Origin of the sequence: Pelagibacterium montanilacus (assembly GCF_003992665.1) — a bacterium.
Taxonomy (GTDB): Bacteria; Pseudomonadota; Alphaproteobacteria; order Rhizobiales; family Devosiaceae; genus Pelagibacterium; species Pelagibacterium montanilacus.
Genome location: NZ_RZMX01000025.1, coordinates 59,275 through 79,414 on the forward strand (window position 1 = coordinate 59,275; position 20,140 = coordinate 79,414).

Here is a 20,140-nt window from a genome sequence, read left to right on the forward strand (position 1 = left end):
AGGCAGGGGTCAGGCTGCAGCCTGACCGGCCTGTGCCTTGCGGATTTCCTTCTTGATGCCGAGCGCCCGGGTCGAGAGCTCGTCGTCCTTGGCCTTCATCAGGAAGGCGTCAAGGCCGCCGCGGTGCTCGACCGTGCGCAGCGCCGAAGCCGAGATGCGCAGCTTGACCTGACGGTCGAGCACCTCGGAAATGAGCGTCACATCGCACAGATTGGGCAGAAAGCGGCGGCGGGTCCGGTTGAGCGCGTGGCTCACATTGTTGCCGGTCATAACGCCCTTGCCGGTGAGTTCACAGCGCCGTGCCATTGTCGTTGTCCTGTCAATCGACGACCGGGACCGGGGTAGACCCCAATCGACCAGTCCGGGTTCCAAAGGAAAAGTTCCGCGCTTAGATAGAGAAACCGGGCGCACCCGTCAAGCCGATAGCCTTGCTGTGAGACTCTGGACATGCGCAAATCCTGCGGGCACCCTCGATCTTGGCTGATTCGCGGCCGCAAAGGGCGCGAAAATCTGGTCCACCACCACCCCTGTTGAGTGAGTGTATTGCCCGTGCGCGTGTTCCGAACTGCCCTTGCCACCATGGTGCTGCTGGCCGGATCGGCCCTTGGCGGGGCCACGGCCCATGCCCAGGACCTGCGCCACGCATCTTACGTGGCCTCGATCGGCGGCATCAATGTCGCAAACGTCAATATAAGGCTCGCCATCGAGGGGGCGGGCTACCAGCTCGATCTTTCGGCCGACGTCGCCGGACTGGCCCAGATCGTTGCGCGCGGCTCGGGCGCGGTCAATTCGGGCGGACGCATCACCCAACGGGGCCTGGCTTCGGACCGCTTCTTTCTCGAAACGCGCAGTCAGGGCGAGCGCTTTGCCGTCGAGGCCAGCTATTCGGGCGGCAACACCACCAACTACGCGGTCACCCCGGGTCTCACCGAGGATGCGGGGCGCGTGCCCGTCACCGCCGCGCACCGGCGCGGGGTCAACGACCCGCTCGCCGCCTTCATCCTGCGCGGCTCGGCGCTCGACGGATCGCTGTGCGACCGGCAGATGAACATCTTCACCGGCATCGAGCGCTTCGACATCGACATGGCCTTCGCCGAAATGCAGCAGGCCACCTCGGCCCGCACCGGCTATCAGGGGCCCGTGGTCCTGTGCAACATGCGCTACCGCCCCGTCTCGGGCCATTTCACCCATTCCGAGATCACCCGGTACCTTGCCGAAAGCCAGAAAATGGCGATCTGGTATGCCCCCTTGGCGGGCACGGACTTTTTCATCCCCTATCGGGTCCTCATGGGCACCCGCTATGGCGACCTCTCGCTCGTCCTGACGTCTCTGGAGTGATCGCATCCGGGCGCCAGACGCCCGGTGATTTCCGATCGAACGATCCTGCCCTGCGCCCTGCCACACCCGTGACAGGGCCTTTTTCTGTGCAATCAATGGGTCCGCCACGGCATCGCCACGCCCGCTGTGCCCCGCTTCCCCGACCTCTGTGCCTGCACCCCGCCGCCCCTGCTCCCTCTGGAGGGCCGAAAGCCATGTGAGTGCCCCGGGCAGACAAAAGCGCGCGCAGGCCGGTCCCACCGGGTCCCCAGCCGCCGTCCCATTCCGGCACGGTCAAAAGCTTTTTCGTCAAAATGCGATTGCCCGGCGCCCGGAAACCGGGCCCAAAGGCGTTTACCCGACACACGCGCGTAAAAATATCGATTTAACATCTGCTTAGCTTCTGCGCCGAATCGAGCGCAGTTAACACAAATGCAACCAAGGTGAACACCTGCGGCCCGTTTTCGCCCCTCGAGGACGCCCTCGCTCGCCCGGGCGACCGCTCTTGTGGCAATGGCCTCGCGAGCCCTACCACATCATGGGGTGAACAAACCCGGATTTAAGGGGAAGTGCCGATTCGGACCGACTTTGTTCTCATTTGGTTCCGGAGCTTAACGCAGGGCGCAAAAACCTCCATTGCCTTTCCCGTTCTGATACACCACCTTGGGTCAAAGGCGGCCGCCCGGTCTCCGTTTTCCGTCCTCCGCCTCGACACGATATGAATCAGCCCTTTTCGCCATCTCAGTCGGTCAAGGCCGTGCTCGGCCCCACCAACACCGGCAAGACCCATTATGCGATCGAGCGGATGCTGGCCCACCGGACCGGCATGATCGGGCTGCCGCTGCGGCTTCTGGCCCGGGAGGTCTATGGGCGGGTCGTCGAACGCGTCGGCGCCGCCGCCGTGGCGCTGGTCACGGGCGAAGAGCGGATCGTGCCCGCCTCGGCCCGCTATTGGGTAGCGACGGTCGAAGCCATGCCCTCGGACCTCGAAACCGATTTCGTGGCCGTCGACGAGATCCAGACCGCCACCGGGTTCGAGCGCGGGCACGTCTTCACCGACCGGATCCTTCACAGGCGCGGGCGGTCCGAAACCCTTCTTCTGGGCGCCCAGACCATGGAACCGGTGATCCGCCGGCTCCTGCCCCACGCCGACATCCAGTTCCGCCCGCGCTTTTCCCATCTGGCCTATGCGGGATCGAAAAAGATCTCCCGCCAGCCCCGCCGCTCGGCCATCGTCGCCTTCTCGGCCACCGACGTCTATGCCATTGCCGAATTGCTGCGCCGGGAGCGCGGGGGCGCTGCGGTGGTGATGGGCGCGCTCTCCCCGCGCACCCGCAACGCCCAGGTGGACCTCTTCCAGAACGGGGACGTCGATTTCCTCGTGGCCACCGATGCCATAGGCATGGGGCTCAACCTCGACGTCAACCACGTGGCCTTCGCCGCGGACGCCAAATACGACGGGCATCAGTACCGCCCGCTGACCCCCGCCGAGATCGGCCAGATCGCCGGCCGGGCCGGCCGGCACATGCGGGACGGCACTTTCGGGGTCACCGGCGGGGTCGAGCCCTTCGACGAGGAGCTCGTCCAGCGCCTGGAAGGCCATGATTTCGAGCCGGTGCGCATGGTCCAGTGGCGCAATCCCCGTCTCGACTTTTCAACCCTTGAGCGTCTCCACGCCAGCCTCGAGGCCGTCCCCGACCACCCCAATCTCACCCGCGTGCCCGTGGCCACCGACCAGAAGGCGCTCGAATGGCTCATGCGGCGCGAGGCGGCCCATCTGGCGACCCGTCCCGAGCGGGTGGAACTGGCCTGGGAATGCTGCCAGATTCCCGATTACCGGGACATCTCCCCAGCCGCCCATGCCGAGATCATCTCGCGCATCTATTCCGATCTCGTGCTTTCGGGCCGGATCGACACCGATTGGATTGCCGAGCAGGTCAGGTTCTGCGACAATACCGCCGGGGACATAGACACCCTGTCAAACAGGATCCGCCAGATTCGGACCTGGACCTTCATTTCGAACCGCAAGAACTGGCTGGAAGACCCAAAGCACTGGCGCGAAACAACAAAGTCAATCGAGGACGCGCTCTCCGACGCCCTGCACCAAAGGCTGATCCAGCGCTTTGTCGACCGCAGGACAAGTGTGCTGATGCGTCACCTTAGAGACAAGCAGATGGTATCACCGCAAATCAACGAAAAAGGCGAGCTCACGATCGAGGGCCATGTAATCGGCACGATGGAGGGGTTCAGGTTCACTCTGGCGAGAGGCGAGGGCGAAACCGACTCAAAGAACCTGCGCTCGGCTGCGGCCTCTGCCGTCGCCCCGGAAATCGCCCGGCGCGCAGACCGCCTGGCGGGCGCGCCCAATGAGGAGTTCGTGCTCACCACCGACGGCGTCATCCGCTGGCGCGGTGAGGTGGTCGCCGAGCTGGCCGAGGGTCAGACCCTTCTGGCTCCCCGCATAATCATCCTCGCCGATGAAAGCCTTTCGGGCGCCGAGCTCGAGCGGGTCGAGGAGCGACTGTCGCTCTGGCTCCGCCACGCCATCAACACCCAGCTCGAGCAGATCGTCGCGCTGGCCGAGCCCGCCGAACTCGAGGGCACGGCCCGCGGCATCGCCTTCCGGCTCGCGGAAAACCTCGGCATCATCGCCCGCGCTGAGATCGCCGACGAGGTCAAGGGCCTCGACCAGGACGTGCGCGGCAAGATGCGCAAGATGGGCATCAAGTTCGGTGCCTACCACATCTATCTGCCCGCGACCCTCAAGCCCGCCCCGCGCGAGTTGGCCCTGATTCTCTGGGGGCTCAAGAATGGCGGCGTCCGCCAGCCGGGCGTCTCGGAATTGCCCCACGTCATCCTTTCGGGCCGCACCTCCTTCCCCATCGACCCCAATTTCGACCCCCGCGTCTATGAGATCGGCGGCTTTAAGGTGGCCGGCGGGCGGATCGTGCGCGTCGATATTCTCGAGCGGCTGGCCGATATCATCCGCCCGCTCATCGCCCATGACGCGGCGCGCCCGACCGAGACCCCGGCGCCCGAAGGCGCAGCCGAAGCCAACGGCTTCCGCGTCACCGTCGAGATGACCTCGCTTCTGGGCTGCGCGGGGGAGGATTTCGCCTCCGTGCTGACCTCGTTGGGCTATCGCATGCGCCGCACGCCACTGCCCCCCGAGGCTCCGGCAGAACAGGCTCCGGACGCGGCGACCGCCACCCCGGTCGAAAGCGCGCCAGAGATCACGGATCAGGCTGGCGAGCCGGCCGCTGCCGAGCCCGCCGAGCCTGAACCTGCTCCCGAGACCGCGTCCGAGACCCCGGCAGCAGACGCTCCGGCACCGGTGCAACCCACCGAGGCCCCGGCCGCATCCGCAGAGGCGTCCGCCGAACCGCGGTTCGACGAAGTCTGGTTCCCCGGCGGACGGCGGCCCGAGCGCAATCGCGGCCAGCGGCCCCAGCGAGACCACGACCAGAAGCGCGAGCGGCCCGAGCGTGCCCGCGGCAAGCCCAATCGATCGGGACAGCCGGGCGGCAAGCCCGACCGGCCCCAGCGCGACAAGGCCCAGCCGCACGCCGGGAACCGTGACAACAAGGGACGGGACAAGGGCCGCGACAAACCCTTCGACCCCGATTCGCCTTTCGCCGCGCTCGCCGCCCTCAAGGATCGCAAATAAGCGATTTGGACATGCAGGGCACCGAACCCCGCCAGCGACTTGACAAATGGCTCTGGTATGCGCGCGTGGCCAGATCACGCTCGCTGGCCCAGAAGCTGGTCGCGTCCGGGGCAGTGCGCGTCAACGGTCAGCGCTGCGTGGCGCCTGATCGCCGCATCGCTCCGGGAGACGGGCTCACCATCGCCATAGCCGGCAGGATCCGGGTCCTCAGGGTGCGCGATCCAGGGGCCCGGCGCGGCCCGGCCACCGAGGCGCGGCTGCTTTACGAAGACCTTTCGCCAGACCCCGCCCCGCCGCAATAGCGATCTCCGGGCGGGCGCTTTCTTGGGACGAACCGGTCTTGAAAGCCCCCTGAAAACCGTTTAGCAACCGGGTTCGCCTGTCTCCTTTCGGCGGCACGGCCCATCGCCTGCCCTCATCCGGGAACCAATCGCAATGACCTATGTCGTCACCGACAATTGCATCAAGTGCAAGTACACCGACTGCGTGGAAGTGTGTCCCGTGGACTGCTTTTACGAAGGCGAGAACATGCTGGTCATTCACCCCGACGAGTGCATCGACTGCGGCGTGTGCGAGCCCGAATGCCCCGCCGAAGCGATCAAGCCCGACACCGAGAGCGGTCTGGACAAATGGCTTGAGGTGAACACCAAATACGCCTCGGTCTGGCCCAACATCACCGAGAAGCGCGACGAACTGCCCGAAGCCAAGGAGTTCGACGGAGTGGACGGCAAGTTCGAGAAGTATTTCTCCGAAGCGCCCGGCGAGGGCGACTGACCGGCAAGACCCCGCTCCATGCGGGGTTCGGTCGCGCGCGCATGCCCGCACACCGCCGTTGATTCGCAGCTTTTGATTTTGTCATCTGATTGTGGTATTGTTTCCACAATCAGTCGCTCGCCTCTCAACCGGACCGTGCCCAGTTGGGCATTTTCTTTCGACAATCCCCGACTCGACGATTTCCCTGGCTGGAAAAAGCGGAACCGGCCTGGTGGCTTTGCGACTGGAACGACCGAGCTTCAAAGCGGTCGACAATAAAAATCGAGAGCGGCCCGACACACGGACACTTCGCTAACCGGTGTCGGCCGAGGCGTCAACAGGAGTAGCCAAATGGCAACCAAAAAGACCACGCAGCGCGCGGGGTTCAAGACCGGTGAGTATATCGTTTATCCGGCTCACGGCGTCGGCCTCATCCAGGCGATCGAAGAGCAGGAAGTCGCAGGACTTTCTCTTGAGCTTTTCGTGATCGGCTTCGAGCAGGACAAGCTCACGTTGCGTGTACCGGTGGCCAAGATCAAGTCGGTGGGCATGCGCAAGCTTGCCGAACCCGAACTCGTGACCAAATCCCTCGATTCGGTCGCTGGCCGCGCGCGCGTCAAGCGCACCATGTGGAGCCGCCGGGCTCAGGAATACGAAGCCAAGATAAATTCCGGTGACCTGATCGCGATCTCGGAAGTCGTTCGGGACCTTTATCGCTCCGACGAACAGCCCGAGCAGTCCTATTCCGAACGCCAGCTCTTCGAGCAGGCCATGGACCGGATGAGCCGCGAGGTTGCCGCCGTCAACAAGATCAGCCTGACCGAAGCGGTGAGCCTGATCACCAAGACGCTCTCCAAGAGCCCGCGCCGGGCCGCAAAGCCCGACGATTCCGAGGCCGAAAAGGCCGCTTGATCGGTCAAAGCGCTGGTCATCGATCAGAACCGGACGGCCCCGTGCCGTCCGGTTTTTTGTATCCGAAAACCTAGCAGTCCCTCACATCCGAGAGATCGGCAAGAGGGAGCGCCCAGGCACCCTATTCCACACGCACCACCTTGTAGGGCGCGCCCGTCTCGACCGGATCGCCCGGCAGCAGGTTGTTCATCACAAGAAACAGTTCGCGCCCGCGGCTGAGCTGGCCCATCCGCGCGGCGAGCGTATCGGCGTTGTCATTGCCTCCGGCCGTGACCAGCCGCAGCTTGACCGCGCGGAGATTGGCCAGATCGCTCTGGGACGTCCGCCGGAAGCTCGCCACGGTCTGCTCGGCGGCCGACCGGAAGCTTTCGGTGTCTTGGCGGCCCGCAAAGATGAAGCGGAAAACGGCCCCCTCGATGCGCGCCACGGTTATGTTGAAATGCCACTGCTCGGTCCGCGCCCGCGCCGATGCCGTCTCGATACCGTTGATCGAGCGGGTGGAGATGGTGTCGGTCAAAAGACCCGCGATCCAGCCCGACCCCAGATAGGACTGGAGCGTGGTCGAGGCGGGCACCGCCGCGCTGTCGAACCGCAGCGCCGCGCCGTCTCCTGCGACCGCGACGACAGCCTGATTGGAGATTTGCAGCTCGTAGGTCGAGGGCGCTGTGAAGGTCAGCCGGTTCTGGGGATCGATATAGCGTTGCCCCACGATCGTGCCCTGCCGGGCCGAATCGCCGAAATCGATGCCTTCGATGGCGCGCATGTAGCCGGCACGGTCGGTCGTGCCCGAGCCCGGAGCCCCGAACTCGCGCGCCCGCGTCACCGCCCGCTGGATGCGGTTGGGGGTCGAGGGGTGGCTCGAGAGGAAATCCTCCCCGCCCCCGCCGGCGAACTTGGCGAACCGGCCCATGGCGGTCAGGAACCGCGCCGCCGCATGGGGATCGTAGCCCGCACGCGCGGCGATCTTGATGCCCTCGTCGTCGGCCTCGAGCTCCTGGGCCTGGGAGAAGGCCGCAAGCGATTCGGCGGTGCGCTGTGCGGTCTGCTGGGGATCGATCACCCCGCCCAGAACCCCGGTGATAACGCGATCCACGATCTCGCTGGTGCGCACCCGGCTCGAGCGCGCCCGGGCATGGCGCAGGGTGACGTGGGCGATCTCGTGGGAGATCACCGCGGCAAGCTCGCTCATGTCGTTGGCCAGCGTCAGGATCCCGCGCGTGACGTAGATGAACCCGCCCGGCAGCGCGAAGGCGTTCACTTCCGAGGAATCGAGGATCGTGATCGTGAACTGGGTCGCGGGCTGACCCGCGGCGGCCAGAAGGTTCGAGACCATGCGCGCCAGCATCACCTCGGTCTGGCGGTACTCATAGACGCCGCCATAATTTGCGATGATGCGCGGATGTTCGCGCCGGCCGATCACCACATCGTCCGGATCGGTCCCGGCCGGCACAGCCGGTGCCTGCCCCGAGGTCCGGCGCGTCTCGATGTCGGACCCGCCCAGAAGCGTGGTGCAGCCCGCCAGCCCGGACGCCAGGACAAGCCCGCCGCCCGCTGCAAGAAACCGCCGACGTGTGAAAAGCGATTCGCTCATTGGCCACTCAGAATTTCGATCTGTTCGGGATGGGTAACGATCACGCGCGGTCCGTCAAGCTCTTCGATCCATCCGCGCACCCGGATCACGGCGCCATCGAGGGCCAGCGGGTCCAGTCCGGCTCCTGAAAACGCCTCCAGACCGTCCGATTCGATCACAACCGTGAAGTCCTCGCGCCAGCGCCGGCCGAAATTGAGATAGACCAGATCACGCACGCGCTCGGCATTGAGCACCCGGCCCTCGACGAGTTCATACCCGCCCCTGTGCTCGAGCAGCCCCAGCGGATCGGCTGCGTCGCGCACCGCGTAAAAGGAATCGCGCCACAGCCCGCGCCGGTCGGCCCGCGCCTCCCGCTCGGCGGCATAGAGCGCGTCGAGACAGTTTCTGTTGTCGGGGAAGGAATAGACCCGCGCCAGTCCCGCCCGCAGCACCTCGCCCTGCACCCATGCCGGCCCGTCGCCATCAACGCGCATCACATGGGCGAGCGCCCGCCCGTGCCGGTCCCGGCGTTCCCCGCCATAATGGAGTTCGACCTCGGCGCCTTCCACGAGATCGACCACCAGCGCCTTGGCCTCGTCGGCCAGCGGCCAGGCCTCGAAATCGGGCCGGCCCAGCGGCAGTTTGGGCGCCTGTATGCCCACCAGCCTTACGGTCAGCCCGCCCTCGAGCTCGATGGTGTCCCCATCGGTCACCGAGACCACGCGGGCGCGCTCCCCCGCTTCCAGCGCAGCGCACACCTGCGCCACGCTCGGGCTGGACCACAGTGTGGCAAGGCCGAGAACCGTCACGAGCAACCGTCTGAACAAGAATTGGCCTTTATGAAGCACCCATTTGAGCGAGATCGTCGGAAAGTGGCCCATGCGCGGGCCCGTATTCGGCTCAATCTGCACGCAATTGCGGCAAAAATCATCCTTTCGCGCATGCGCCCGCGCACAATCACGCCCGGTGTTGCCGTTCGGCCATCGCCCGGGCCCTCCACCCGCCCGGTGTTGACAGAACCGGCCGGGAGCGCTTTAACCTGATAATCATACTCATATTATAGTCAGGCCGCCCCATGCTCCCCTCACCGATCCGCGTTCTGCGCCCCCCTCTGCTGGCCGTTCTCGGTCTGGCTCTTGTCACGCCCGCCTTCAGCCAGGACGATGGAACGCTCAGCCTCCAGCTCAACGCGCTCGCGCAGGCCGAGGCCGGATGCCGGACCACCTTCGTGAGCACCAACGGTCTGGGCGAAGCGCTCGATGGCTTTGCCATCGAAATCGCACTCTTTGACACCGACGGGCTCGTCTCGGGCCTTTCCGCGCTCGATTTCGGGGCCATGAGCCCGGAGCGCACCCGCGTCGTCCAGTTCACCCTGCCCGATACCGACTGCACCGGGATCGGGCGCATCCTCATCAACGATGTCAGCGTCTGCTCGGGCCCTGCCGACCCCGGCGCCTGCCTTGCCGCCCTGGCTCCGGAAACCCGGACCGACAGCGCCTTCGGGCTTTAGGAGATCCCCATGGCCGACATGCTCATCTCCCGGATTTCCGGCCTCTTTGCCCTGGGCGGCCCGGTCGTCATTGTTCTCGTCGCACTCTCGGTGATCGCGCTGACCCTGGTGCTCGTCAAGCTCGCCCAGTTCATGGGCAGGCGGGTCGGGCGGCACGGCGCCGCCCGGCGGGCTCTGGCGCTCTGGCGCGAGGGCCGGACCCGAGAGGCCCTCGAGACGTGCGCGCGCCAGCCCACGCCGGCCACCAGAACGCTCATGGCCGGCATGGCCATGCACATGGACAGCCATGCCGATCCCGCACGCCTTGAAAGCGAGCTGGGCCGGGTGGCGGGCGAAGAGCTTCACGAACTCCAGAAAGGCTTCCGCGCGCTCGACGCCATCGCCCAGATCGCTCCGCTCCTGGGGCTCTTCGGGACCGTCCTCGGGATGATCGAGGCCTTCCGCGCCATGCAGGGCGCAGGCACCGCCGTCGACCCTTCCGTGCTCGCCGGCGGCATCTGGGTGGCGCTGATGACCACCGCCGTGGGCCTCGCGGTCGCCATGCCCGTCTCCATGCTGCTGGCCGCGCTCGAGACCCGCGTCGACAATGAGCGTGCCGCGATCGAATCGATCGCCACCCAATGGCTCAACGCGAGATCCGACCGCGAGCCGGACCGGCAACCCTCCCCGCGCACCCGCCACCCCGAGGCGCCCGCCCACGGTCCCGGACTCGTCCATGCGCATTGAGACCGCGCGCACCCGCAGGCGCCCCCTTGCCCTCACCTCGCTGATCGACGTCATCTTCCTGCTGCTGCTGTTCTTCATGCTCACCTCGACCTTTTCGCGTCACGCCGAAATCCCGCTCACGGGCGGTCGGGCCGGCACAAGCTCGGCAGGTGCCCCCGACATCCTGATCGTGCCGCAGGCCGATGGGCCCTGGCGGATCAACGGACAGACCCTGTCCCCAGCCGATATCGGCCCCGAGATCGCCCGGCTTTCCCGGGTCGGCGCCCGGAGCGCGCTCATCCTCATGCCCGAGGGCAGCGCCACCCAGGATCTGGTCGATGCGCTCGAAACCGTTCGCCGCGCGGCGCCCGTGCCGCTCTCGGTCGCCTATTGAGCGCCCCATGAAAATCGCCCGCCCCGCTCCCCGGCCCCAGCGCGAGAGCACCATTCCGCTGATCAATGTCGTGTTCCTGATGCTGATCTTCTTTCTGGTCGCCGGAACCCTTGCGCCGCCCACCGACCGGGATGTCACGCTCGCCGCGTCCAGAGACGCGGCCGGTGCGCGCCCGAGCGAAACCTTGATGATCGCCGCGGACGGGAGCCCGAGCTGGCGCGGCGCCCCGGTCGCCCTCGCGCCCTTCGCGGCAAGCTGGACCTCCCCGGACGGGGAACCGCTGCGCGTGGGCGCTGACAGAACGCTCCCCGCCCGCGCACTCATCGACGCGCTCGCCGCCCTGCGCGCCGCCGGGATCGAGGACATCGTTCTGGTCACCGAGCAGGCCGGGCCATGAGCGCCCGTCTCTGGGGCTGGGCGCTGGCCCTCCTGGTCTCGCTTTGCCTGCACGTCGCGCTCGCCGGTCTCGGCCTTGCCCCCGAACCTGAACCCCCCACGCGGATCGCGGGCGGGGAGGCCACCGACATCGTGGTGCTGGGCAATGCCTTTGAAACGACGTCCGCCATGGGTGGGCCCCAAGCCATCACGCCCGAAACCGCGCTCCCCGCCCCGCCATCCCCCCAACCGGCCCTCGACCAGCCCATCGAACCGACCGCGGCGATCGGGGCGCCGGCGGACGGCGAGGCTGTCGCGACACCCCGTCACCTCGTTTCACCCGCTGAGCCCGACACCGTGATTGTGGCGCTCGCGGACAGCGCCCGGCCTGCCCCCCGGGACCCTTCGCCGGCCGCGATTGCGCCCTCGGCCCCCGATCCTGCCGTGACGATGCCGGACCAAGCCGTCACACCGACGAACGCAGTGACCGCAACTCCGGCACCTGTCCTGGCCGCCGACCCCGCGCGGGCCCTTGAGTCCCCGACGCCCGAGACGCTCACGGCCGAACCCGAAATTGCCTATACGCCCCCCGCTCCCCGGCGCCCCGACAATCTTTCCCCCCCGCCCCAGCCGCAAGAACTTGCCCAGCCGACTCCGCGCCCCGCTCCCCGGACTGCGCCTCCCAGTCAAGCGGGCTCGGGCGGCAGCGGAACCGCGGACACCACGCGCGGGGCCCAGGCCGGAACCACCTCGGGGGCAGCGGCAAGCGCGGGCAACGCCCGATCGCGTGCGGCCGGTAACGCGGATGTGTCCAATTATCCCGGGCAGATCGTGGGCGCCCTGCGCCGGGCCCTGCGCTACCCTTCGGCAGCCCGCGGCGCGACCGGACAGGCCGTCGTCGCCTTCACCGTCGATGCCGGCGGGAGCCTTGCCGGCGCCGCGCTGGTGCGGTCCTCGGGAAATGGCGCGCTGGATTCCGCGGCTCTGGAAACCATCCGCCGCGCCGCGCCCTTCCCGCCCATTCCCCCGGCAGCCGGGCGATCCTCCTGGCAGTTCACTTTGCCCCTCGCCTTTTCGCGATAGGGCGCTTCAAGGAAACGTCGAAACACTTTCCCGGTTCGCGGACGCGACAAATCAAAGACCTCGAGCGCGTGTCCTGATTCCATCGGACGCGGATAGGCTCCAGCGAGAGGGCGGGACGCAGCGCATTACGGGATGGCGCCGCGCGTCCTTTCGCGCTAGGTGAATAAACGCATTCTTTACCGTGAATTTCTAACACTTCCGGGCGCTCCACCAAACGGATGAGAAATTGTTTCCGACAAATGCTCTCCATGCCGATTCCCTTCCCGCGCTCAGCGACGGCCTGAGCGCCCTCGAACTCTATGACGGGGCTGCCTCGATCGTGCCAATGGGCGCCTTTGAATGCGATCTCGCCAGTGAACGGCTGACCTGGACCAACGGCGTCTTTGAGATGTTCGGCCTGCCCGCAGAGCGGCCCGCCGAACGCCGTGCCACCGTCGAGATGTATTGCGAGCAATCGCGTGAGGTGCTCGAGCACAAGCGCTCCCGCGCCATCGAAACCGGCACCGGCTTTTCGCTCGATGCCAGAATCCATCGCCCCGACGGTCTCGAGCGCTGGATCCGCATCACCGCCGCGGTGCGCAAATCCCATGGCAGGGCCCGCACGCTCTATGGCATGAAGCAGGACATAACCGAGGACCGCGCGCGCTGGGAAAGCCTGCGTGCCCAGGCCGAGTGCGATCCGCTGACCGGCGTTGCCAACCGCGCCCGCTTCCAGCGCTTCCTTGAGGGCGAGGCCGGGGACGTCCTGCGCGAGGAGATCGGGGCGCTCGTCGTCTTTGATCTCGACAATTTCAAGCAGATCAATGACCGGTGGGGCCATGCGGCGGGCGACCGGTGCCTCGTGGCATTCGGCAGGCGCCTCCAGAAGGCCTTTCCCGCACCCTGCCTCGTTTCGCGCCTCGGCGGGGACGAATTCGCGGTCCTGCTGCCCCCGCTCCGCTCGCGCACGGCAACCGAACGCGCCCTGCGCGCGATGATCCCGGGCCTTCTCAACCCCGTTCCCTGGGACGGAGACATGGTGCCGCTCACCGCCTCGGTCGGGCTCGCCTTCGCCTCCCCTCTAGCAGGGCTATCGCCTGAACGGCTGTATGTTGCCGCCGACAGGGCGCTCTACGACGCCAAGAAGAACCCCGCGTCGGTTCTCGTCTGCATCTGACGGCGTCCGGCCCATGCCGGATTCTTGTCGGGCGCATGGCTGGAGTGACCGCCGCGCATCTGCCACAATAGCCCAAGGGCCGGTGCAGGGCCCTGGGGTATGGACCGTGATCGAAATTCCCTTTCCCATTGGGCGAACCCTTTCCCTGCTCCGCCATTATGTGTCGGCACGTCAGGCCGTTTGGGACCGTTTTGGTTTGTAACGATGGAGAACAAGATGCGTTTGTTTGGGATTGTATTGGGAAGCGTTGCTGCGCTTTGCGTTGGTGTCGGATCTGCGCAAGCGCAGGTCGTGGTCTCGTCCAAGATCGACACCGAGGGTGGCGTTCTGGGCAACATCATCAAGCAGGTGCTCGAGGGCGCCGACATTGCGGTTGAAGACCGGATCCAGCTCGGGGGCACGCCGATCGTGCGCGAGGCGATCACGGCGGGCGAGATCGACATCTATCCCGAGTATACCGGGAACGCGGCGTTCTTTTTCGAGCGGGCCGACGATCCGCTCTGGAACAACGCCCAGTCGGCCTATGAGGAGGCCAGGGCGCTCGATTACGAGGCCAACCAGATCGTCTGGCTCACCCCCTCGCCGGCCAACAACACCTGGGCCGTGGCGATCCGCCAGGACCTGGCCGAGGCCAACGGGCTCGAAACCTTCACCCAGTTCGGCGAATATGTCTCGGGCGGCGGTGAAGTGGTGCTGGCCGCATCGTCCGAGTTCGTGAACTCGCCCGCCGCCCTGCCCAAGTTCCAGGAGGTCTATGGCTTCACCCTTTCGCCCGACCAGCTGATCACGTTGTCGGGCGGGGATACCGCCGCCACCATCGCCGCGGCCGCCCAGGGCACCAATGGCGCCAATGCCGCGATGGTCTATGGCACCGATGGCGGGATCGCCCCGTCGGGTCTCGTGGTCCTCGAGGACGATCAGGGCGTACAGCCGGTTTACCAGCCCGCCCCGATCATCCGCGAAGAGGTTCTCGAAGAATATCCCCAGATCGAGGAGCTTCTGGCCCCGGTCTTTGAGGCCCTTACCCTCGAGACGCTCCAGGATCTCAACGGCCGCGTGCAGGTGGGCGGTGAAGCCGCATCCTCGGTTGCCACCGACTTCCTGACGGCGAACGGGTTCGCCGACTAAAGCGCTTCGAGGAAAAGTGGATAGACTTTTCCGGTTCACAAGCGCGACAAATCGAAGGCTTGGAGCTCCTGTCCTGATTCAGTCAGAACAGGATATGCCCGAGCACGGCTGGTCTCAGAGCCATCAGACTGGCAGGGGACGCGTGCCGCGCGCCCCTCGGGGCCCGCATCAGCGAGGGAAGGGGCAAGATGTCCACTGCCGATATCGCCGGAAAGGCCCGCGCCCCGTGGATGGCCTTGGACAAGCTTGGGGTGCTGATCGCACTCATCGCCGTGGCAGGCACGGTCCTGCCCTTTGCGGTTTTCCGGGCCAACCGCATCGTTCTGGGCGAAGGGCTGCAGATTCCCTTCGCTCTCGAAGCACTGCCCGCTTTGGTGCTGGGGGTGCTGATCGCTCTTGGGATAGCCATCGCGCTCATGGCGCTCTCCCCGCTGGTCAAGCTGGTGGGTGGCTTCGTGCTCCTCGGGGCGCTCATGATCCTGATCGGGCTGGCCGCGACGGGGCTGATCCCGCCTGGCGACAGCTTCGCCCGGGTCTCCCCGGGGGCAGGGTTCTGGGTTCTGGTCTTTGCCTTTGCCCTGATGGTCACCGATGCGCTGGCGCGCCTGCGCCTGGGCCCCTGGCAGCGGATCACCATCCTGGCGCTTGTGGGCGCCGCGCTTGGGAGTCTGCTCTGGGCCGGGACCTTCGATGATCTCTCCATTCTCAAGGAATACGCCAACCGGGCGCCCGCCTTCTGGGCCGAGGCGCGCACCCATCTGGTGCTGGCCTTCGGGTCGGTGGCCATCGCCATTGTGGCCGGGGTGCCGCTGGGCATCGTGCTCTACCGGATCCGGCCCCTGCGCGCGGCGGTGCTCAACGTGCTCAACATCGTCCAGACCATCCCCTCGATCGCGCTGTTCGGGCTCTTGATCGCGCCTCTGGCCTGGGTCGCCGCCAATGTGCCGGGCGCCTCGGCGATCGGGATCTCGGGGATCGGGCTCGCGCCGGCCATGGTGGCCCTGTTTGCCTATTCCCTGCTGCCCATCGTCTCCAACACCCTTGTGGGGCTGGTCAACGTGCCCGAGACGGCCAACGATGCCGCGCGCGGCATGGGGATGACCGACCGCCAGCGCCTGATGGGCGTGGAGTTGCCGCTGGCCTTCCCGGTGGTGTTGACCGGCATTCGCATCGTGCTGGTCCAGAACATCGGTCTGGCCACCATCGCCGCGCTGATCGGGGGCGGCGGCTTCGGGGTCTTCGTCTTCCAGGGCATCGGACAGACGGCCATGGACCTCGTTCTGCTGGGGGCGGTGCCCACCGTGGCGCTCGCCTTTGCCGCCGCGGTCGTTCTTGATGCCCTTGTCGAAATGGCCAGCACCAGGGAGCGTGCGCGATGATCGAGATTCAGGCATTGACCAAGGTCTACGGCCAGACGACGGTGGTCGATTCCATCTCGCTGACCATCGAGGCCGGAGACATCTGCGTGATCGTGGGCACGTCAGGCTCGGGCAAGACCACCCTGATGCGCATGATCAACCGGCTGGTCGAGCCCACTTCGGGCCGGGTGCTGATCGACGGTCAGGACACCCGCGAGGTGCCGCCCTATGAGCTGCGCCGCCGCATCGGCTATGCCATCCAGGGCCACGGGCTCTTCCCCCATCGCACCGTGAGCCAGAACATCGGCACCGTCCCCAGCCTTCTGGGCTGGGACAAGGCGCGCATCCGGGCGCGGGTCGACGAATTGCTCGATCTCTTCCAGCTCGATCCCGCCCAGTTCCGCGACCGCATGCCCAACGAGCTCTCGGGCGGCCAGCAGCAGCGGGTGGGGGTGGCACGGGCGCTGGCGGCCGAGCCCAATATCCTTTTGATGGACGAGCCCTTCGGGGCGCTCGATCCGGTGATCCGCGCCAAGGCCCAGGACGATCTGCTCGCCATCCAGCGCCGGTTCGACACCACCGTGGTGCTGGTCACCCATGACATGGAGGAAGCCATCCATCTGGGCACAAGGATTGCCGTGATGGACGAGGGCCGGCTGCTCCAATACGCAACCCCTGCCGAGATCATCGGCCATCCGGCCACCGACTTCGTCTCCGAGCTGCTCGGGGGCGACCGGCCCTTCCGGCTGCTCTCGCTCGAAACCGTGGCCTCGCTCCTCGAAGAGGGCGAGGCCACCGGAACGCCCATCCCGGCCGGGGCCAGCCTGCGCGAGGCCTATGCCGAATGCCTGTGGTCGGGCCGCGAGGCGCTGCCGGTCATCCAGGACGGCAGGCTGATCGGCCGGATCAGCCGGGCCCGGCTCGCCCGGAGCGCGGCGAGGCCGTCATGAGGGCAGGGCTGCTCATCCGGCTGGTCGTCTTCGCCCTTCTGGTGGCGTTCCTCGTCAACCCCGAGGCGTTCGCCTTCGTATTCGCGCCCCTGGCCAGCAATGGCCAGCCGGTGATCTACAATCAGGGCAGCCTGCTCGATCTCACCCTCAACCATCTGATGATCGTTCTGATCGCCACCACGCTGGCCACGCTGGTGGCCGTTGGACTGGCCATCCTGGTCACCCGACCCTTCGGGGCCGAGTTCCTGCCGCTCTCGCGCAGTCTTGCCAATGTGGGCCAGACCTTCCCGCCCGTAGCCGTCCTCGCCCTTGCCGTGCCCATGCTGGGCTTTGGCACCGCGCCCACGCTGGTCGCACTGTTCCTTTACGGGCTGCTGCCGATCTTTGAGAACACCCTCACGGGGCTGACCGGGCTCAGGGGCCCGGTCACCGAGGCGGCGCGCGGCATGGGCATGACCGGCCTCCAGCGGCTGACCCGGGTCGAATTGCCCCTCGCCCTGCCGGTCATTCTCGCCGGGGTGCGGCTCTCGACCGTCATCTCGCTGGCCACCGCCACCATCGGCTCGACCGTCGCCGCCCGAACCCTCGGGGAAGTGATCATCGCGGGCCTGCTTTCGGGCAACACCGCCTTCGTCCTTCAGGGCGGCCTTATCGTCGGTGTCCTCGCCGTCCTCATCTATGACGGCCTCTCGGCGATCGAACGCACTCTGTCGCGCCGGATCGGTCAGAGGGCGCGGGCCTGACCACGCGTTTTCAGGTTCCCATCAATGCCCGATTTTGCTATGCGCAGAACCAGTGGTCCCGTAGCTCAGCAGGATAGAGCACCAGATTCCTAATCTGGGGGTCGCGCGTTCGAATCGCGCCGGGATCACCACTTTGCGCCGTCGCGCCCTCCCCGCCCCATCTGCTGGTATCGCGCCGATTTGCTTGGCCAAACGCCCTGACCGGTGAGATAATCACCGCTACGGCGCGATCTTGCGCCGTGCTTTGTCAGGACAACCCCCATGGCCAAAGGTCAGATACGCGGAAACCGCGAAACCAAGAAACCCAAGCAGGAAAAGCCCAAGACCATCGCAGCAGCGCCTTCGCTCAAGGGCGCCGTCACGCTGGGCGAGCACAAGAAGCCCAAGAAATAGCTCGGCAGAGGTGGGCGCGGGCCGCGGCGTCCGCCCCACCCTTAGAGCGTTTCCAGAAAAAGTGGAAACACTTGTTCGGTTCGGAAACGCGACAAATCAAAGACTTAGAGCCAATGTCCTGATTCAGTCAGAACAGGATATGCTCTAGCCCGGGACCCGCCGGGGGCACCATTCGACCAGGGAGCCAGGACCATGAACGTCGCCAACCTTCAGCTCGAAGGGCTTTATCTCACCATTGCCGCGCTTAACGACACTCTCGTGGAGCGCGGGGTGATCAGCCGCACCGAGATCGATGCCGCCATGAAGAAGGCCGAGCGCGCCGCACTCGATGCACGGGCGGGCGATGATCTCTCCCCCGCCCAGCGCGATGCCATGGCCTTTCCCGCCCGGTTCCTGATCCTCGCCAACGCCGCCTCGGGCGAGGGGCGTTCATTCCAGGAGCTCGCCCGCCAGGTCGGGGAAACCAAGAACACCCGGTTCGACCCGAGCTGACCGCGCGCCGTTAAAAGTCATCCTTGGCCTTGCGCAGGGCGGCAAAGACCGTCTCGGGCGGACGCCCCGGCAGCCCCATTTTCTCGGCCAGCCCCTGATCGTCGGCCCTCAGGAACGGGTTGGCCGCGATTTCTTCGCCCAGCCGGCTGGGAATGGTGGGCTCGCCCTTCTCGCACAGCCGCGCGACCTCCTCGGCCCGGCGCACCAGCGCCGCGTTCTCCCCATCCACGCTGAGCGCAAATTTAGCGTTGGCTTGGGTGTATTCATGACCGCAATGGATCATCGTCTCCGGATCGAGCGCCCGCAGGCGTTTGAGCCCCTGCCACATGGGCCCCGGCGCGCCCTCGAACATCCGCCCGCACCCCAGCGAGAACAGCGCGTCGGCGCAAAACAGCGCCTTGAGCGCGGGCGCGTGGAACGACACATGCCCCAGCGTATGGCCCGGGGTGTCGATCACCTCGAAAACCATCTCCCCGATCGTGACGCTGTCGCCACCCGAAACCAGGGCGTCGAGGCCCTCGATCTTGTCTGCTTCGCCGCGTGGGCCGGTCACATGCGCCCCATATCTGGCCTTGAGCGGCGCGATGGCCTCGGTGTGGTCGTGGTGATGGTGGGTCACGAGAATATCGGTCAGCGTCCAGCCCCGCGCCTCGAGCACATCGACGATCGCCTCGGTCTCGGGCGCGTCGATCGAAACCGTGCGTCCGGTCGCCTCCTCATGGATCAGGTAGCCGTAATTGTCCGAACGTGCGGGAAAGACCACGATCTCGGCCATGATGCCTCCTTGTCAGTCTCGTTGGCGCGCTGCAGGCCTTCGGGGCCGCAACGGTTTGACCTCTGGGCCCGATACACGCACATAATGGCGGCCCAAGCAAAGGGATGCGTGATGACCCCCGACGTCGACGGCCTCTCGCGGTTCTACCGCACCCCGCTGGGCCGGCTTGCCCGCCGCCTGATTCGCGAACAGGTGTCCGCCTTGGCGGGCGACGTCACCGGACGGCGCATATTGGGGCTGGGCTACACCACCCCCTATCTGGGCGCAACGCTTGGAGGTGCCGAGCGGGTTCTGGTCTTCATGCCAGCCCGGCAGGGCGCGGCCCCCTGGCCGCCCGAGGCACCCAACCACACGGTTCTGTGCGATCCCCTTGAAATGCCGCTCACCGACGCGGCGGTCGATCTGGTGCTGATCGTCCACGGGCTCGAACACGTGGTCGATGCCGAAGAGCTGATGCGCGAGCTCTGGCGGGTCTGCGCGCCCGGCGCCGATCTCGTCATCGCGGTGCCGCGCCGGCGCGGGCTCTGGGCGGGCATGGACAACACCCCCTTCGGCCAGGGCCGCCCCTATTCGCGCAGCCAGCTCGAAAAGCTCCTGCGCGACCATTCCTTCACCCCCCGCGCCTGGCGCGAATGCCTTTACGTGCCGCCCTTCAACCGGGGCGCCATCGTGCGCTCGGCCCGGGTGTTCGAGCGCACCGGGCGGATGCTGGGCGCGACGTTCGCGGGGGTCATGTGCGTGCACGCGCGCAAGGAACAGGTGCCCGCGGTCACACGCCGCAAGCGCGCCAGCGCCAGCGCCCCCAGCACGGTCTTCGCCGGCCAGACCGCGCGCAGCCGGCCCTGACGCGACCGTTTTG

22 protein-coding genes and 1 tRNA gene are annotated in these 20,140 nt (G+C 66.6%); 19 read left to right on the forward strand and 4 right to left on the reverse strand.

Going from position 1 to position 20,140, the window contains the following annotated elements; translation table 11 throughout:
- Window positions 1–9: 9 nt before the first annotated feature.
- Window positions 10–306, reverse strand: coding sequence for a 50S ribosomal protein L28 (gene rpmB / locus EO136_RS09195; RefSeq protein ID WP_127144146.1), 297 nt, complete (start codon window positions 304–306; stop codon window positions 10–12).
- A gap of 243 nt (window positions 307–549) precedes the next feature.
- Here rpmB and EO136_RS09200 point away from each other — a divergent pair, with 243 nt between their 5' ends.
- The 5 genes from EO136_RS09200 (at window position 550) to EO136_RS09220 (ending at window position 6,649) form a co-directional block, all read left to right on the forward strand.
- On the forward strand, window positions 550–1,338 hold the full coding sequence (locus EO136_RS09200; protein ID WP_127144147.1) for a DUF3108 domain-containing protein: 789 nt from the start codon (window positions 550–552) through the stop codon (window positions 1,336–1,338).
- Between the two features lie 697 nt (window positions 1,339–2,035).
- Window positions 2,036–4,984: a helicase-related protein gene (locus EO136_RS09205; protein WP_127144148.1), complete on the forward strand. Its 2,949-nt coding sequence runs from the start codon at window positions 2,036–2,038 to the stop codon at window positions 4,982–4,984.
- A gap of 11 nt (window positions 4,985–4,995) precedes the next feature.
- Complete coding sequence (locus EO136_RS09210; RefSeq protein ID WP_127144149.1) at window positions 4,996–5,286, forward strand: RNA-binding S4 domain-containing protein; 291 nt, start codon at window positions 4,996–4,998, stop codon at window positions 5,284–5,286.
- A 133-nt stretch (window positions 5,287–5,419) separates the two neighbouring features.
- Window positions 5,420–5,758, forward strand: coding sequence for a ferredoxin FdxA (gene fdxA / locus EO136_RS09215; protein ID WP_127144150.1), 339 nt, complete (start codon window positions 5,420–5,422; stop codon window positions 5,756–5,758).
- Window positions 5,759–6,088: 330 nt separating this feature from the next.
- Window positions 6,089–6,649, forward strand: a complete 561-nt coding sequence (locus EO136_RS09220) for a CarD family transcriptional regulator (protein WP_127144151.1) — start codon at window positions 6,089–6,091, stop codon at window positions 6,647–6,649.
- A gap of 121 nt (window positions 6,650–6,770) precedes the next feature.
- Here EO136_RS09220 and EO136_RS09225 read toward each other — a convergent pair whose 3' ends face one another.
- Together EO136_RS09225 and EO136_RS09230 are read right to left on the reverse strand one after the other, a co-directional pair.
- Window positions 6,771–8,240 (reverse strand): M48 family metalloprotease, encoded by a 1,470-nt coding sequence (locus EO136_RS09225; protein WP_127144152.1) that lies wholly within the window; start codon window positions 8,238–8,240, stop codon window positions 6,771–6,773.
- Window positions 8,237–9,046: a thermonuclease family protein gene (locus EO136_RS09230; protein WP_246018310.1), complete on the reverse strand. Its 810-nt coding sequence runs from the start codon at window positions 9,044–9,046 to the stop codon at window positions 8,237–8,239. Before EO136_RS09230 ends, EO136_RS09225 begins: the two co-directional genes overlap by 4 nt.
- Before the next feature lie 248 nt (window positions 9,047–9,294).
- On the opposite strand from EO136_RS09230, the gene EO136_RS09235 reads away from it, so the two are divergent.
- From EO136_RS09235 to EO136_RS09290, 13 genes are all read left to right on the forward strand, one after another.
- Window positions 9,295–9,729, forward strand: a complete 435-nt coding sequence (locus EO136_RS09235) for a hypothetical protein (protein WP_127144154.1) — start codon at window positions 9,295–9,297, stop codon at window positions 9,727–9,729.
- A gap of 9 nt (window positions 9,730–9,738) precedes the next feature.
- Window positions 9,739–10,455 carry a MotA/TolQ/ExbB proton channel family protein gene (locus EO136_RS09240; protein WP_127144155.1) on the forward strand — a complete coding sequence of 239 codons (717 nt, stop codon included), beginning with the start codon at window positions 9,739–9,741 and terminating at the stop codon, window positions 10,453–10,455.
- Complete coding sequence (locus EO136_RS09245) at window positions 10,445–10,828, forward strand: ExbD/TolR family protein (protein ID WP_127144156.1); 384 nt, start codon at window positions 10,445–10,447, stop codon at window positions 10,826–10,828. Before EO136_RS09240 ends, EO136_RS09245 begins: the two co-directional genes overlap by 11 nt.
- A gap of 7 nt (window positions 10,829–10,835) precedes the next feature.
- Window positions 10,836–11,225, forward strand: coding sequence for an ExbD/TolR family protein (locus EO136_RS09250; RefSeq protein ID WP_127144157.1), 390 nt, complete (start codon window positions 10,836–10,838; stop codon window positions 11,223–11,225).
- Window positions 11,222–12,286: a TonB family protein gene (locus EO136_RS09255; protein WP_127144158.1), complete on the forward strand. Its 1,065-nt coding sequence runs from the start codon at window positions 11,222–11,224 to the stop codon at window positions 12,284–12,286. The genes EO136_RS09250 and EO136_RS09255 overlap by 4 nt, the downstream gene beginning before the upstream one ends.
- 226 nt (window positions 12,287–12,512) lie before the next feature.
- Entirely contained in the window at window positions 12,513–13,442 is a 930-nt protein-coding gene (locus tag EO136_RS09260) for a sensor domain-containing diguanylate cyclase (protein ID WP_246018311.1), read from the forward strand.
- A gap of 216 nt (window positions 13,443–13,658) precedes the next feature.
- Complete coding sequence (gene osmF, locus EO136_RS09265; RefSeq protein ID WP_127144159.1) at window positions 13,659–14,570, forward strand: glycine betaine ABC transporter substrate-binding protein OsmF; 912 nt, start codon at window positions 13,659–13,661, stop codon at window positions 14,568–14,570.
- A 188-nt stretch (window positions 14,571–14,758) separates the two neighbouring features.
- The gene (locus tag EO136_RS09270; protein WP_246018312.1) at window positions 14,759–15,949 is read left to right on the forward strand and encodes an ABC transporter permease; all 1,191 of its coding nucleotides are present in this window, start codon (window positions 14,759–14,761) and stop codon (window positions 15,947–15,949) included.
- Window positions 15,946–16,878 (forward strand): ABC transporter ATP-binding protein, encoded by a 933-nt coding sequence (locus EO136_RS09275; RefSeq protein ID WP_127144160.1) that lies wholly within the window; start codon window positions 15,946–15,948, stop codon window positions 16,876–16,878. Before EO136_RS09270 ends, EO136_RS09275 begins: the two co-directional genes overlap by 4 nt.
- The gene (locus EO136_RS09280) at window positions 16,875–17,621 is read left to right on the forward strand and encodes an ABC transporter permease (RefSeq protein WP_127144161.1); all 747 of its coding nucleotides are present in this window, start codon (window positions 16,875–16,877) and stop codon (window positions 17,619–17,621) included. The genes EO136_RS09275 and EO136_RS09280 overlap by 4 nt, the downstream gene beginning before the upstream one ends.
- Before the next feature lie 54 nt (window positions 17,622–17,675).
- Window positions 17,676–17,752, forward strand: a tRNA-Arg gene (locus tag EO136_RS09285).
- A 130-nt stretch (window positions 17,753–17,882) separates the two neighbouring features.
- Window positions 17,883–18,014, forward strand: a complete 132-nt coding sequence (locus EO136_RS18965; RefSeq protein ID WP_281280375.1) for a hypothetical protein — start codon at window positions 17,883–17,885, stop codon at window positions 18,012–18,014.
- 192 nt (window positions 18,015–18,206) lie between these two features.
- Window positions 18,207–18,506: a hypothetical protein gene (locus EO136_RS09290; RefSeq protein ID WP_127144162.1), complete on the forward strand. Its 300-nt coding sequence runs from the start codon at window positions 18,207–18,209 to the stop codon at window positions 18,504–18,506.
- A 10-nt stretch (window positions 18,507–18,516) separates the two neighbouring features.
- Here EO136_RS09290 and gloB read toward each other — a convergent pair whose 3' ends face one another.
- Window positions 18,517–19,284: a hydroxyacylglutathione hydrolase gene (gene gloB, locus EO136_RS09295; RefSeq protein WP_127144163.1), complete on the reverse strand. Its 768-nt coding sequence runs from the start codon at window positions 19,282–19,284 to the stop codon at window positions 18,517–18,519.
- A 108-nt stretch (window positions 19,285–19,392) separates the two neighbouring features.
- Between gloB and EO136_RS09300 the strand changes: the two genes are divergently transcribed.
- Window positions 19,393–20,127 (forward strand): methyltransferase domain-containing protein, encoded by a 735-nt coding sequence (locus EO136_RS09300; RefSeq protein ID WP_127144164.1) that lies wholly within the window; start codon window positions 19,393–19,395, stop codon window positions 20,125–20,127.
- Window positions 20,128–20,140 lie beyond the last annotated feature (13 nt).